This window comes from Shinella sp. AETb1-6, from assembly GCF_009826875.1.
GTDB classification, from domain to species: Bacteria; Pseudomonadota; Alphaproteobacteria; order Rhizobiales; family Rhizobiaceae; genus Shinella; species Shinella sumterensis.
The window spans coordinates 402,555-415,725 of record NZ_WUMM01000001.1 but is presented as its reverse complement, the minus strand read 5'-3'; the positions used below and the strand labels follow the sequence as shown (position 1 = coordinate 415,725).

Here is a 13,171-nt window from a genome sequence, read left to right as displayed (position 1 = left end):
ATGGCGAGGCGCGCCGCATCCATGTATTCTCCGGATTCGGAAGGCGGGCGAAAACGCGCCGCTCACAAACGGAGAGCGCGGCGCTTGAGGGTTCTGCTGATCGAAGACGATGCCGTCCTGGGCGAGGCGGTGCGTGATTACGTCGCCGGCCTCGGCCATGCGGTGGACTGGATGCAGACGCTGGAGGACGCGCGGTCGGCGGCGGACGCCGTGGCCTACGATCTGCTTCTGCTCGATCTCAGGCTGCCCGACGGCAGCGGGCTGTCGCTGCTGACGGCGCTGCGCCGCGCAGGCGCGACCATGCCGATCATCATCCTCACCGCGCATGACCAGATTTCCGACCGCATCGAGGGACTGAACAGCGGCGCGGACGATTATCTCGTGAAACCGTTCAATCTCGGCGAGCTCGGCGCGCGCATGCTGGCCGTCACGCGGCGCTATTCGGGCGCCGCCGTGCCGGTCGTGGCGGCCGGGCCGCTGACGATCCAGCTCGCCGACCGGCGCGTGCTGCGCGAAGGCGAAGCCATCGATCTTTCCAGCCGCGAATGGGCCGTGCTTGCGCGCCTTGCGGCGCGCCCGGAGGCGATTGTCTCCAAGGGGCAGATCGAGGAAGCGCTCTATGCCTTCGGCTCGGAGATCGAGAGCAATACGGTCGAGGTCTATGTCAGCCGGCTGCGCAAGAAGCTCGGCAAGGATTGCGTCGAGACGCTGCGCGGCATCGGTTACAGGCTCGGCCGATGAGAGGGATCAACAGCCTTGCCGGCCAGCTCATGCTGTGGATCGCCGGCACCATCACCCTTCTCTGGCTGGTCGCCGTGGCCTTCGGCGCCTTCGTCATGCGCGAGGAATTCGGCGAGATCTTCGACGGCGTCCTGCAGGAGACGGCCGAACGGCTCGTGCCGCTCGCGCTGGACGATCTTCTGGCGCAGGCCAAGGCGGGTGCGGCGCTGCGCCGGGGCTCGCTGCCGGCCGAGCCGGGCGAGGGCAACCTGACCTACCAGGTCCGCGACGGTGCCGGAAACGTGCTGCTCCACTCCCATGCCGCAGCCGAAAAGGCGTTTGACGCGCCGCTGGAGACGGGGTTCTCCGAGGGCAGGGACGGTCGCGTCTATACCGCCTCGGATGAGGACGGCACGATCTTCGTGCAGGTGGTCTATTCCGCGGACGAGCGGCAGGAGGCGGTGATGGAGGGCTCGCTTGCGCTTCTCCTGCCGGTGCTGCTGATCGTTCCGGTCACGCTTCTGGCCGTATGGTTCGTCGTGCGGCGCGTGCTGTCGCCGGTGGAGGCGCTGCGCGCGGCGATCGGCGAGAAGGACGGCGGCAACCTCGCGCCCATCGAGGAGGTGACGCTTCCGCGTGAGTTGAAGCCGATCCAGCGCTCGGTCAACCTGCTGCTCGCCCGCCTGCGCGCCGTCATCGACGCCGAGCGCGAATTCACCTCCAACAGCGCGCATGAACTGCGCACGCCGCTTGCCGGCGCGCTCGCCCAGACGCAGCTCCTCCTCTCCGAACTGAGGGACGGCCCCGCGGAAACCCGTGCCCGCCAGATCGAGGCCGCGCTGCAAAGGCTGACGAAGCTCACCGAGAAGCTGTTGCAGCTCGCCCGCGCCGAGGCCGGCGTCGGCGTGACGGAAGCCACATTCGACGTCGCCGATGTTGTCAATCTCGTCGTCACCGATTTCCAGCGCGCTTCCGAAGACGCCACACGCATCCGCCTGCACGGCAATGTTTCGGCCGTTCTCCTGCGCGCCGGCAATGCCGACACCTTCGCCATCGTGTTGCGCAATCTCGTGGAGAACGCGCTTCTGCACGGACGCGACGGCGAACCGGTCGATATCCACATCGCGCCGACCGGCAATGTGCGCATCGTCAACGCGGCGCCGGTCATGAGCGCCAACGAACTTGCGGCCCTGCGCAAGCGCTTTTCCCGCGGCAAGACGCTCGCCGCCGGCTCGGGGCTCGGGCTTTCCATCGCCGAGCGGCTTCTGTCGCAGATGCGCGCCAGCCTTGTGCTCTCCTCGCCCGCACCGGGCCGCTCGGATGGCTTCCAGGCGGAGATCGTGTTTCCCGTCCCGGATTGATGCCCGGTTTGCCCGGTTCTGTTTTCTTTTCGAACATCCTCGTTTCCCGGCGTTCTCTCCTGGAGCACCGGCGCGACCCTGTGAGATATTTTCGCGTATCATGTGAGAAAAATGTGGCTTTTTGCCATATTTTGTGGTTTTCTGTTTTCATAATCAAAAATGGTGGGGAACATGGGACGCAAACCGGAAGACTATGCGCGCCTGCTTGCCAGCGCGCTTTGCAAACTGCATGCAGCAGAGAGCGGCGGGGCACTCCCTCTGATTTCTGAAAACAGTATCCGCGTCATCAGCGAAACCTTCGCGGCAGCCATCGATGAAGCGCGGAAAATCTATATAGAACAGGATCTTGTGGCGCGGCGTGAACGCCACGAGCGCATTCACCTGCATTCCTGATCCGGTGCCGGCGGTCCATGACCGTCATGTCCCGCGATGACTTTCCCATCGCCCTGCGCTAGGTGTTCGCGCATCGAGCACGGCGATTGCGGGGAGAACGGATATGACGGACTGGGGCAGCAGGGGCACGGGCAGGGGCAGGGTCGCGCTGGTCACGGGCGGCGGCACGGGGATCGGCCTTGCCATCGCCCGCGGGCTGAGCGCGGAGGGCTATGCCGTGATCATCACCGGCCGGCGCGCCGCCGTGCTGGAAAAGGCGGCGGCGGAGATCGGCGCGGAGACCGGCCATGCCGTACGTGCCATCGTCTGCGATGTCGGCGATCCCGTGCAGGTCAAGGCGACCTTCACCGAGGTGAAGCAGGATTTCGGGCGGCTCGACCTGCTCGTCAACAATGCCGGCTCCAATGTCTCGCCCGCACTTCTGGAGGACATTCCCTTCGAGGAATGGACGAGCATCCTTGCCGCCAACCTCACCGGCGCGTTTCTCTGCACGCAGCAGGCGTTCCGCCTGATGAAGGACCAGAGCCCGCGCGGCGGGCGCATCATCAACAACGGCTCGATCTCCGCCACCACGCCCCGGCCGAATTCGGCGCCCTACACCGCGACCAAGCACGCCATTGCCGGCCTCACCAAGTCGACTTCGCTCGACGGGCGCAAATACGATATTGCCTGCGGCCAGATCGATATCGGCAATGCCGCCACCGACATGACCGCGCGCATGAGCACCGGCGTGTTGCAGCCCAATGGCGAGACGGTGAGCGAGCCCACCATGTCGGTCAAGCACGTCGCCGATGCGGTGATCTACATGGCGAGCCTGCCGCTCGATGCCAATGTGCTCAACATGACCGTCATGGCGACCAACATGCCCTTCGTCGGTCGCGGATAGCGAGGCGTCAGCGCCGCGGCTCTCCGCCTGCGGCATAGACCGTCTTCTGCTGGAACTTGAAGACGTGGCCGCAACGGCAGCGGATCATGTGCTTGTCGGGATATTTCGATGCCCGCTCCGTCATGAAACCGCGCGGCAGTTCGTCCACCCTGAAATCGGGGTCCTTGCGCGTCGGCATGTCGTCTTCCGACACTTCCGCATAGCCGGAATGGCCGCACATGGCGCATTCGAGTTTGCGCGAATAGCGGTCGCGGGCGGCCATGGGAACTCCTTCGTCGGATCTGATTTGCCGTTAATAGGCAGCGCGCGGGTCTGTTTCAATGCTTCATGCCGCAAGAAGCGCCTGAAGGATGGAGATGATGCGCCGATGCTGGTGCGCATGGCGGGTGCGCACGTTCACCGCGGCATAGACCGGCTGGAGGATGGGCTCGGCGCCCTCCACACGCTGCACCGTGCCGGCGCGCACCAGCCGCTCGGCGTCGGCCCGCGTCACGAAGGCGGAGCCGCCGAGCTTCTGCATCAGGGCGAGGATCGCCGTGGTCTCGCCGCTGGCGATCGGCGCCGTCGAGAGATCCGGATGGGCCTGCCGGTGCATCCGGTCGAAGGCAGGGGAATAGACGGCCTGGATGTAATCGTCCGGCCGCACGTCCTCGATGCGGCGCACCCGGTTGCTCACCATCTCGTAATGCATGTCGCCGATGCGCTCATAGTGCAGGTCGGGCAGGTAGTGCGGGGTGAAGAGGATGGCGAGGTCGAGGTCGCCGGCACCGAGGTCGCGGTTCATCTGGCTGGAATAATCCACCTCCAGATAGATGGAGGTGGCCGGCAGTTCGCGGCGCACCGCAGACAGCCAGTCGCCGGCATAATGGGCGGCGAGATCGTGCTGCAGGCCGATGCGCATGGAGCGCTCGTAGGCGCCGGCCGTCTCCACCGCGCGCGTGGCCTCATGCCATTGATGTTGCAGGGCTTTCGCATGGTCGAGAAAGCGCAGGCCCGCGGCCGTCGGCTGCGTTCCGCCCTTGTTGCGGGCAAAGAGCTTGCGCGCGAACAGCGCCTCCAGCGCATTGATGCGATGCGTGACCGTGGATTGCGTGACGTTCAGCCGCTCCGCCGTGCGGTTGAAGTTGCGGGTTTCCATCAGGTCCAGGAATGTCTCGATCAGAACGATTTGCATGAAGGCGCCGTCTTTTCCCGAATGTTTCGAGGAAATGTAATCGGTGCTTTCGATTAATAAAGCAAAATCCGCCGGGTTGCCGCCTTTCGCTTTGATTGCCAAAAATCAAGCGCAAAGAAGGGGAACGAGAATGTCCGCACTGCCAAGCCATGCCCGCGTCGTCATCATCGGTGGAGGCGCCGTCGGGGCGTCCGCGCTCTATCATCTGGCCAGGGCCGGCTGGACGGATTGCGTGCTGCTCGAAAAGAACGAGCTGACCGCCGGCTCCACCTGGCATGCCGCCGGCAACGTGCCGACCTTCTCGTCCTCCTGGTCGCTCATGAACATGCAGCGCTATTCCGCTTCGCTCTACCGCGAGCTGGGCGCGCTCGTCGATTATCCCATGAACTACCACGTCACCGGTTCCATCCGGCTTGGCCATTCGAAGGAGCGCCTGCAGGAGTTCAAGCGCGTCGTCGGCATGGGGCGTTATCAGGGCATGGACCTCGATATCCTCACGCCCGACGAGATGCGGGGAAAATACCCCTTCCTCGAAACGCACGACCTGACCGGCGCGCTTTACGATCCCTATGACGGCGACATCGACCCCGCGCAGCTGACGCAGGCGCTCGCCAAGGGCGCGCGCGACATGGGCGCGAAGATCTTCCGCTTCTGTCCCGCCACCGGCGCGCGGCGGGACGGCGACGAATGGGTGATCTCCACGCCGCGGGGTGAAATCCGCTGCGAGAAGGTCGTCAATGCCGCCGGCTATTATGCCCGCGAAGTGGGAAAATGGTTCGGCCGCGACGTGCCGATGATGGTGATGAGCCATCAATATATCCTGTTCGAGGAAATTCCCGAGCTGGCGGCCTGGTCGAAGGAAGCCGGCCACAAGCTGCCGCTGCTGCGCGACGTCGACTCGTCCTACTATCTCCGGCAGGAGAAGACGGGCATGAATCTCGGCCCCTATGAGCGCAACTGCAAGGCGCATTGGGTGACGCCGGATGATCCGATGCCGGACGATTTCTCCTTCCAGCTCTTCCCCGACGATCTCGACCGGCTGGAATGGTATCTCAACGATGCCGTCGAGCGCGTGCCGATCCTCGGCACGGCCGGCCTGTCGCGCATGATCAACGGTCCCATTCCCTATGCGCCCGATGGCAATCCGCTGATCGGCCCCATGCCCGGCGTGCCGAACGCCTACGAGGCCTGCGTCTTCACCTTCGGCATCTGCCAGGCCGGCGGCGCCGGCAAGGTGCTGGCCGAGTGGGTAACGGAAGGCGAGACGGAGTGGGACATGTGGTCGTGCGATCCGCGCCGCTACACCAGCTTCGCCGCCGACAAGGACTATTGCATAGCCAAGGGCATGGAAATCTACGGCCACGAATATGCCATGCACTTTCCCAAACACGCGTGGCCGGCCGGCCGAAACAGGAAACTGTCGCCGATCCACGATCGCATCACGGCGCTCGGCGCGCAGTTCAAGCCCTACAATGGCTGGGAACGCGCCATGTGGTACGCCAAGCCCGGCGACGACACATCGGAGGAATCGACCCAGACCTGGAACCGCGAGGGGCCATGGCGGCCGCGCATCGAGGAGGAGTGCCGCGCCGTTACCGAGGCCGCCGGCATTCTCGATCTTCCCGGTTTCTCACGCTACCGCGTGAAGGGCGAGGGGGCCACGGCCTGGCTTTCCACGCTCACCACCGGCAAGCTGCCGAAGCCCGGCCGCATCGGCCTTGCCTATTTCGCCGACGACAAGGGGCGCATCGTCACGGAAATGTCGGTCATGATGCTGGCCGAGGATTTCTTCTTCCTCATCACGGCTGCGACCGCCCAGTGGCACGATCTCGAATGGCTGCAAAAGCATCTGCCCGACAATGCCGCCTTCACCATCGACGACGTGACCGACGCCTTCTCCTGCCAGATTCTCTCGGGCCCCAGTTCCCGCGCCATCCTTGCGAACGTTTCGGACGCCGATCTTTCCAAGGGCTGGCTGACGCACCAGAGCTGCCAGATCGCCGGTCGCTGGTGCCAGCTGGTGCGCGTCTCCTTTGCCGGTGAGCTCGGCTGGGAAATCCACACGAAGATCGAGGATACCGCCGTCATCTTCGACGCGGTGTGGGAAGCGGGTCAAAAGCACGGTCTCAAACCCTTTGGCATGGAGGCGCTGGACAGCCTGCGCATCGAGAAGGGCTACCGCGCCTGGAAGGGCGATCTTTCGACCGATTACACCGTCCTGCAAGGCGGCCTCGACCGCTTCGTCGATTGGGCGAAGCCCGATTTCAACGGCAAGGCGGCGCTGGAGCGCGAGAAGCAGCAGGGCGTCACCAAGCGTTTCGTGCTTTTGACGGTGGAGGCCGGCGACTGCGACGCGCCCTACATGTCGACGCTCTGGCATGGCGGCAACGTCGTCGGCGAGACCACGTCCGGCAACTGGGGCTACCGTGTCGGCAAATCCATCGCGCTCGGCATGCTGCGCGCCGATCTCGCCGTAGCCGGCACCGAAATCGAGGTGGAAATCTACGGCGACCGCTTCAAGGCGGTGGTCCAGCCCGACGGGCCGCTCTTCGACCCCAACAATGAAAGACTGCGTGCATGAGCAAAGCCATTCCCTCCAAGGCGCGCGCCGTCATCATCGGCGGCGGCGTGTCCGGTTGTTCCGTCGCCTATCATCTCGCCAAGCTCGGCTGGACGGATGTGGTTCTGCTGGAGCGCAAGCAGCTGACATCGGGCACGACGTGGCATGCCGCCGGTCTTATCGGCCAGCTGCGCGCCTCGCAGAACATGACGCGGCTCGCCAAATATTCGGCAGACCTCTACACCAAGCTCGAGGCCGAGACCGGCATCGGCACGGGCATGCGCCAGTGCGGTTCCATGACCGTGGCGCTGACGGACGAGCGCAAGGAAGAAATCTACCGCCAGGCCTCGCTTGCCCGCGCCTTCGATGTGGACGTGCGCGAGATCACCGTCGACGAGGTGAAGGCGATGTATCCGCACCTCAACACGGCGGATATCAAGGCAGCCGTGCATTTGCCGCTCGACGGCCAGTGCGATCCGGCCAACATCGCCATGGCGCTGGCCAAAGGCGCTCGGCAGAACGGTGCGACGGTTTTCGAAGGCGTCAAGGTCACGTCCGTCGAGACGAAGGACGGCCGCGTGACGGGCGTCATCTGCGAGCAGAACGGCGAGACCTTCACCATCGAGACCGAAAACGTCGTCAACGCCGCCGGCATGTGGGGGCGCACGCTGGCTGACATGTCCGGCGTTACGCTGCCGCTGCATGCCTGCGAGCATTTCTACATCGTCACCGAGCCGATCCCGAACCTCCAGCGCCTGCCGGTTCTGCGCGTGCCGGACGAGTGCACCTATTACAAGGAAGATGCCGGCAAGATGCTGATCGGCGCTTTCGAATTGAAGGCCAAGCCCTGGGGCATGGACGGCATTTCGGAAGATTTCTGCTTCGACCAGCTGCCGGAGGATTTCGATCACTTCCAGCCGATCCTCGAAAACGCCATCAACCGCATGCCGATGCTGGAGACGGCCGGCATCCACACCTTCTTCAACGGTCCGGAAAGCTTCACGCCCGACGACCGCTACTATCTCGGCGAGGCCCCGCAGCTGAAGGGCTACTGGGTCGCGGCCGGCTACAATTCCATCGGCATCGTCTCCTCCGGCGGCGCCGGCATGGCGCTGGCGCAGTGGATGAACGACGGCGAGCCGCCCTTCGATCTCTGGGAGGTGGATATCCGCCGCGCGCAGCCGTTCCAGAAGAACCGCGCCTATCTCAAGGACCGGGTCTCCGAAACGCTCGGCCTGCTCTATGCCGATCACTTTCCCTATCGCCAGATGGCGACCGCCCGCGGCGTTCGCCGTTCGCCCATCCACGAGCACCTGAAGGCCCGCGGCGCCGTCTTCGGCGAGGTCGCCGGCTGGGAGCGCGCCAACTGGTTCGCGAAAGAGGGCCAGGAGCGCGAATACCGCTATTCCTGGAAGCGGCAGAACTGGTTCGAGAACCAGAAGCAGGAGCATCTGGCTGTCCGCAACGGCGTCGGCCTGTTCGACATGACGTCCTTCGGCAAGATCCGCGTCGAGGGCCGCGATGCGCTGGCTTTCCTGCAAAGACTCTGCGCCAACCAGATGGACGTCGCCCCCGGCAGGATCGTCTACACCCAGATGCTGAACGCCCGCGGCGGCATCGAAAGCGACCTGACTGTGACGCGTCTCTCGGAGACCGCCTTCTTCCTCGTCGTGCCCGGCGCGACGCTGCAGCGCGACCTTGCCTGGCTGCGCAAGCATCTGCAGGACGAGTTCGTCGTCATTACCGATGTCACGGCGGCCGAGAGCGTGCTGTGCGTCATGGGGCCGAAGGCGCGTGACCTCATGCAGAAGGTCAGCCCGAACGACTTCTCCAATGCCGCACATCCCTTCGCCACCGCGCGGGAGATCGAGATCGGCATGGGCCTCGCCCGCGCGCACCGCGTCACCTATGTCGGCGAGCTCGGCTGGGAGCTTTATGTCTCCACCGACCAGACGGCCCATGTCTTCGAGGCGCTGGAAGAGGCGGGCGCGGATGTCGGCCTGAAACTCTGCGGCCTGCACACGCTCGACAGCTGCCGCATCGAAAAGGCCTTCCGCCATTTCGGTCACGATATCACCGACGAGGACCATGTGCTGGAAGCCGGTCTCGGCTTTGCCGTGCGCACGAAGAAGGGCGATTTCATCGGCCGCGACGCGGTGCTGCGAAAAGAGGAGGAGGGCCTGAAGCGCCGCATGGTGCAGTTCCGCCTGACCGATCCGGAGCCGCTGCTCTTCCACAACGAGGCGCTGGTGCGCGACGGCAGGATCGTCTCGACCATCACGTCCGGCAATTACGGTCACTATCTCGGCGGCGCCATCGGCATGGGCTATGTGCCCTGTGCAGGCGAGAGCGAAGCCGATATGCTCGCCTCCCGTTATGAAGTCGAGATCGCAGGCGTGCGGGTTAAGGCGGAAGCCTCGCTCGTGCCGCTCTACGATCCGAAAGCCGAGAGAGTGCGCGCGTGACCAGCCTCGCCGACCGCCATCGCCGTTTCCACGATCTCCACCAGTCGGGCTGCTTCGTCATCCCCAATCCCTGGGATATCGGCTCGGCGCGTTTGATGGCGGCGTCCGGCGCCGTGGCGCTCGCCACGACCTCGGCGGGCTTTGCCTTCACGCTCGGCCGGCCCGACATGGGCCGCGTCAGCCGCGAGGAATCGCTCAGGCATGCCGAGGAGATCGTGCGCGCCACGCCGCTGCCGGTGTCGGGCGATTTCGAGAACGGCTTTGCCGATGCCCCTGACGATGTCGCCGAGACGATCCGGCTTGCGGCCGAAGTCGGCCTGTCCGGTTGCTCCATCGAGGACACGCAGATGGTGGATGGCAACCCGGCCTATGCGTTCGATCTTTCCGTCGAGCGCATCCGCGCCGCTGCGGACGCCGCCCGCTCGCTTGGCCGGCCTTTCATCCTGTGTGCCCGCGCCGATGGCGTGATGAACGGCGTCTACGATCTCGACGAAGCGATCCGCCGTATCCAGGCTTTCGAAAGGGCCGGCGCGGATCTCGTCTATGTGCCGGTGCCGCCGGGCGAGGCGGAGCTGCGCCGCGTCGTCGGCGCCGTGTCCATCCCCGTCAATGCGCTGGCCGCCGGGCCTTTGCGCGCGCTCACGGTGCCCGACTTCGCCGCGATCGGCGTGCGCCGCATCTCGCTCGGCTCGATGATCGCGCGGGTCACCCACGCGGCGATTGCCGAGCAGATGGAGGCGATCGTCCGGGATGGCAGCTTCGCCAAGCTGTCGGCCGCCGCCTCGGGCGACCGCATCAACGCCATGCTGATCGCCGGCGCGGGCTGAACCCTATCGCGTCGCCGCACGCACATCGCGCACGCCGAAATCCCATTCGGGCGCCGTCACGGGCGTCAGGTCGCTGCCGGGGAACACGGCGAAGGTGGTGAAGTCCTGGGTTTCCCCGGGCAGCACGCGCAGCACGACGAGCGCATCGTCGCGGCCGACCTGCCGGCAGGCGCCACCGGGGCAATCCGACAGCACCATGTCGAGCCGGAAGGACTGCATGGGGCTCGCCCCCTTGTTGGCGACGCGGCCCGTGACACGATAGCTCGTCTTCGTCTGGCCCATGGTGGCCTGCATGTCGGAAAGCTCGATCATATCGGCGACGAGGACGGACGTCGCCACGTTTCCGGAAACCGGCTCGCCGGTCGGAATGCGGTCCTCGCGCAGCCAGATCAGCAGGGCCGAGACGAGGCCGATGGCAACCACGATGGTCAGTGCGGGTTCGACCCAGCTTTGGAAGCGCCGGAAGCGCAGCGCGAGATAGAGAATTGTCGCCGCTGCGACCGCAAATGCCCAGATCATTCAAGTCCTCCTGAACCTGATATAGCCTCTGCCATCCGGTCCCGAAAGGGCGCGCGTGGTCAATTCGGCTTGAGGTCGATCCAGTAGGCGCCGTCGAAGGGCACGGCGGCGAAGCGCGCATTGATTTCCTTGAGGGTCGCGGCGGGATCGACGTCGGTGAAGACGTCCGGCCGCAATCGCTGCGCGAAGAATTCGGCGGCGACGATATTGAGCGGCACGGCGTTGAAGAAGTTCCACAGCGCATGCACCCGCCCTTCGCGCACGGCGCGCAGGCTGGCGAGATGCGGCGCCTCCACCAGGCGGGCCAGCGTCTCGCGCGCCCGCTCGGGATCGACGCCCGGGCCGACCGTCAGCGACGTATAGGCGCCATCGGGCAGGGCGGTGGCGATATAGACGTCGGGATCGGCGCCGATGACGAACTCCGCGCTCACCGTGCCGCCCTGCCGCGGCAGGTCGGCTGCGATGTTGCGGCTGCCGGTGATGGCGAGGAATTCGCCCAGGCCGCCGGTGCCGAAGGCAAAGCAGCATTTATCCGGGTTCGGCAGCCCGTCCATGAACACGGTGGGACCGGGCTCGGCATGGGCCGCGGCGGCGTCGCGGATGCGCTTCACCCGCGCCTCGTAGAAGTCGGCGAAGGCGTTGGCCTGGTCCTCACGGTTCAGCACCCGGCCGAGAAAACGCATGTTGCGCGCGGTGTTCTCCAGCGCATCGCTGTTGAAATCCACGACGATGACGGGCACCCCGGCCTGTTCGAGGAAGCCGATCGCCTGCCGGCCCGCATCCGTGTCGGCCTGCCAGTTGGCGAGGATGGCGAGATCGGCGTTCAGCGACAGCAGCGCCTCGAAGGATACCGATATGCCGTCGCCGATGACGGGCACCTTTTCGATAGCGGGGAATTTCTCCTTGAACCGGGCATAAAGGCCGGACTTGTCGCCCTTCATGTCGCCGGCCCAGCCGGCGAGAAGGCTGACGGGATCGGGATGGATGAGCGACAGCGCCACGAGATCGAGCCCGGTGCCGAGCAGGATCGCCTTCGGCGCGGCGGGGATCGTCACCTCCCGGCCGAAGGAATCCGTCACCGTCAGCGGATACTGCACCTCCGCGCGCACGGGCAGGGCGGCGAGCAGCAGGAAGGCCAGAAGGGCAAGGGCACGTTTCGTCATTGTTTTCTCAGTTCCGGCAGGGCGCAGAGTTCGCCGCAGGCCGGAATGCCCGGCAGCATGTAGCGCAGGCAGCAGACCTTGCGGCGGCAGTGGATCGCCTGCGCTTCCACGTCGTGGCGCAGGCATCCGTAGAAGGGATTGCGGCTGCCGTCGGCAAGGTGCTGGCAGGCGAAGAGCGGGCGCGACGGCCAATGGTCGTCGCGCTCGGGCTGCGAGCGGTCCGTCGTGTTGAAGGCGTAGTCGATGTAGACGGCGGCGTTGGTCCAGGCGAGCCGCGCGGCGATGCCGGCCTTTTCCTTCAGCGCGTTGACGACCGGCGCCAGATGCGTCTCCACCAGCGGCGCGACGACATCGAGCAGAGCGCCGTCCTCGCTCCATTCGCCTTCGTCCGGCAGGCCGAAGGCACGCGGCAGGCCGTCTTCGGCAAGCGCGATGGTCATGGTGTCGATGGAAACGGGCAGCCGGGTTTCCGCGCGCCGCGCCACCACATAGGGAATGTTGAGCGCCGAGAAATAGTAGAGCGACCAGTAGGAGGCGACCGCGCGGCGGTCTGCGGCCGGGTGGTGCGCCGCATAGCGTTCGAGCGCGTCGCGCAATCCGTCGCCGCCCAGGAAGTCGCGAAGCGGTATCGCGTCCTCAAGATCCGACGACAGCATCATCTTCTCGCCGCACCAGGCTTGCTCGCCCGAAAAGATCGCCTTCAGGCCGGGCGCGAACGCACCGGCACCCTGCATCGTCGTCCCCGCCGTCATGCCGCCTCTCCGGCGGCCGGGCGCTGCCGTGTCACGGTGCGGAATATGTGTGGGTGGGGCATGAGGATGACAGGCGATCGCGGGTTATAAGGTGATCGCTTTTATCATCTTTATTGCCGCCGTCACACCCCGGAGCGCGGAAAATCGCGCCCCGGGGCCGCGGGGTTCGTCAGACCACGGCACTGCCGGCCATCAGCGCCAGCACGATGAAGATGAGGAAGATCACGAGGGCGATGGCGAAGAGGACCTTCGAGATCGTCGCGGTCGCCGACGACACGCCGGAAAAGCCGAGGAAGCCGGTGATCAGCGAGATGACGAGAAAAATCAGAGCCCATTTCAGCATGGAAGTAC

General features: G+C 65.4%; 13 protein-coding genes. 7 read left to right on the top strand and 6 right to left on the bottom strand.

Going from position 1 to position 13,171, the window contains the following annotated elements; translation table 11 throughout:
- Positions 1-84: 84 nt before the first annotated feature.
- The 4 genes from GR158_RS01920 to GR158_RS01905 all read left to right on the top strand — a co-directional run bounded on the left by GR158_RS01920 (position 85) and on the right by GR158_RS01905 (position 3,360).
- Entirely contained in the window at positions 85-741 is a 657-nt protein-coding gene (locus GR158_RS01920) for a response regulator transcription factor (RefSeq protein WP_160869610.1), read from the top strand.
- A complete protein-coding gene (locus GR158_RS01915) occupies positions 738-2,081 on the top strand; it encodes a histidine kinase dimerization/phospho-acceptor domain-containing protein (protein WP_160869608.1) in 1,344 nt (447 codons plus the stop codon). The genes GR158_RS01920 and GR158_RS01915 overlap by 4 nt, the downstream gene beginning before the upstream one ends.
- Before the next feature lie 171 nt (positions 2,082-2,252).
- The gene (locus tag GR158_RS01910) at positions 2,253-2,474 is read left to right on the top strand and encodes a hypothetical protein (RefSeq protein ID WP_134647207.1); all 222 of its coding nucleotides are present in this window, start codon (positions 2,253-2,255) and stop codon (positions 2,472-2,474) included.
- 103 nt (positions 2,475-2,577) lie between these two features.
- Positions 2,578-3,360: an SDR family oxidoreductase gene (locus GR158_RS01905; protein ID WP_160869606.1), complete on the top strand. Its 783-nt coding sequence runs from the start codon at positions 2,578-2,580 to the stop codon at positions 3,358-3,360.
- 7 nt (positions 3,361-3,367) lie between these two features.
- Here GR158_RS01905 and GR158_RS01900 read toward each other — a convergent pair whose 3' ends face one another.
- Together GR158_RS01900 and GR158_RS01895 are read right to left on the bottom strand one after the other, a co-directional pair.
- Positions 3,368-3,622, bottom strand: coding sequence for a hypothetical protein (locus tag GR158_RS01900; RefSeq protein ID WP_134647211.1), 255 nt, complete (start codon positions 3,620-3,622; stop codon positions 3,368-3,370).
- Positions 3,623-3,685: 63 nt separating this feature from the next.
- Complete coding sequence (locus tag GR158_RS01895) at positions 3,686-4,534, bottom strand: LysR family transcriptional regulator (protein ID WP_134647213.1); 849 nt, start codon at positions 4,532-4,534, stop codon at positions 3,686-3,688.
- 130 nt (positions 4,535-4,664) lie between these two features.
- Here GR158_RS01895 and GR158_RS01890 point away from each other — a divergent pair, with 130 nt between their 5' ends.
- The 3 genes from GR158_RS01890 to GR158_RS01880 are packed head-to-tail and all read left to right on the top strand — an operon-like array spanning position 4,665 to position 10,386.
- Positions 4,665-7,115: an FAD-dependent oxidoreductase gene (locus tag GR158_RS01890; protein WP_160869604.1), complete on the top strand. Its 2,451-nt coding sequence runs from the start codon at positions 4,665-4,667 to the stop codon at positions 7,113-7,115.
- Positions 7,112-9,559 (top strand): FAD-dependent oxidoreductase, encoded by a 2,448-nt coding sequence (locus tag GR158_RS01885; RefSeq protein WP_160869602.1) that lies wholly within the window; start codon positions 7,112-7,114, stop codon positions 9,557-9,559. The genes GR158_RS01890 and GR158_RS01885 overlap by 4 nt, the downstream gene beginning before the upstream one ends.
- Positions 9,556-10,386 carry an isocitrate lyase/phosphoenolpyruvate mutase family protein gene (locus GR158_RS01880; protein WP_160869600.1) on the top strand — a complete coding sequence of 277 codons (831 nt, stop codon included), beginning with the start codon at positions 9,556-9,558 and terminating at the stop codon, positions 10,384-10,386. Before GR158_RS01885 ends, GR158_RS01880 begins: the two co-directional genes overlap by 4 nt.
- A 3-nt stretch (positions 10,387-10,389) precedes the next feature.
- Here GR158_RS01880 and GR158_RS01875 read toward each other — a convergent pair whose 3' ends face one another.
- From GR158_RS01875 to GR158_RS01860, 4 genes are all read right to left on the bottom strand, one after another.
- The gene (locus GR158_RS01875) at positions 10,390-10,905 is read right to left on the bottom strand and encodes a hypothetical protein (protein ID WP_160869598.1); all 516 of its coding nucleotides are present in this window, start codon (positions 10,903-10,905) and stop codon (positions 10,390-10,392) included.
- 59 nt (positions 10,906-10,964) lie between these two features.
- On the bottom strand, positions 10,965-12,068 hold the full coding sequence (locus GR158_RS01870) for an ABC transporter substrate-binding protein (RefSeq protein ID WP_160869596.1): 1,104 nt from the start codon (positions 12,066-12,068) through the stop codon (positions 10,965-10,967).
- Positions 12,065-12,820: a siderophore-iron reductase FhuF gene (fhuF, locus tag GR158_RS01865; protein ID WP_246665507.1), complete on the bottom strand. Its 756-nt coding sequence runs from the start codon at positions 12,818-12,820 to the stop codon at positions 12,065-12,067. Before fhuF ends, GR158_RS01870 begins: the two co-directional genes overlap by 4 nt.
- Positions 12,821-12,989: 169 nt before the next feature.
- Entirely contained in the window at positions 12,990-13,163 is a 174-nt protein-coding gene (locus GR158_RS01860) for a DUF1328 domain-containing protein (protein ID WP_134647228.1), read from the bottom strand.
- Between the last annotated feature and the right edge of the window lie 8 nt (positions 13,164-13,171).

What these genes read in the sequence shown, in the direction of transcription:
- GR158_RS01875 (WP_160869598.1), bottom strand. Translation starts at nt 10,905, where the DNA reads ATGATCTGGGCATTTGCGGTCGCAGCGGCGACAATTCTCTATCTCGCG.
- GR158_RS01870 (WP_160869596.1), bottom strand. Translation starts at nt 12,068, where the DNA reads ATGACGAAACGTGCCCTTGCCCTTCTGGCCTTCCTGCTGCTCGCCGCC.
- GR158_RS01895 (WP_134647213.1), bottom strand. Translation starts at nt 4,534, where the DNA reads ATGCAAATCGTTCTGATCGAGACATTCCTGGACCTGATGGAAACCCGC.
- GR158_RS01915 (WP_160869608.1), top strand. Translation starts at nt 738, where the DNA reads ATGAGAGGGATCAACAGCCTTGCCGGCCAGCTCATGCTGTGGATCGCC.
- GR158_RS01860 (WP_134647228.1), bottom strand. Translation starts at nt 13,163, where the DNA reads ATGCTGAAATGGGCTCTGATTTTTCTCGTCATCTCGCTGATCACCGGC.
- GR158_RS01900 (WP_134647211.1), bottom strand. Translation starts at nt 3,622, where the DNA reads ATGGCCGCCCGCGACCGCTATTCGCGCAAACTCGAATGCGCCATGTGC.
- GR158_RS01885 (WP_160869602.1), top strand. Translation starts at nt 7,112, where the DNA reads ATGAGCAAAGCCATTCCCTCCAAGGCGCGCGCCGTCATCATCGGCGGC.
- GR158_RS01890 (WP_160869604.1), top strand. Translation starts at nt 4,665, where the DNA reads ATGTCCGCACTGCCAAGCCATGCCCGCGTCGTCATCATCGGTGGAGGC.
- GR158_RS01910 (WP_134647207.1), top strand. Translation starts at nt 2,253, where the DNA reads ATGGGACGCAAACCGGAAGACTATGCGCGCCTGCTTGCCAGCGCGCTT.
- fhuF (WP_246665507.1), bottom strand. Translation starts at nt 12,820, where the DNA reads ATGACGGCGGGGACGACGATGCAGGGTGCCGGTGCGTTCGCGCCCGGC.
- GR158_RS01905 (WP_160869606.1), top strand. Translation starts at nt 2,578, where the DNA reads ATGACGGACTGGGGCAGCAGGGGCACGGGCAGGGGCAGGGTCGCGCTG.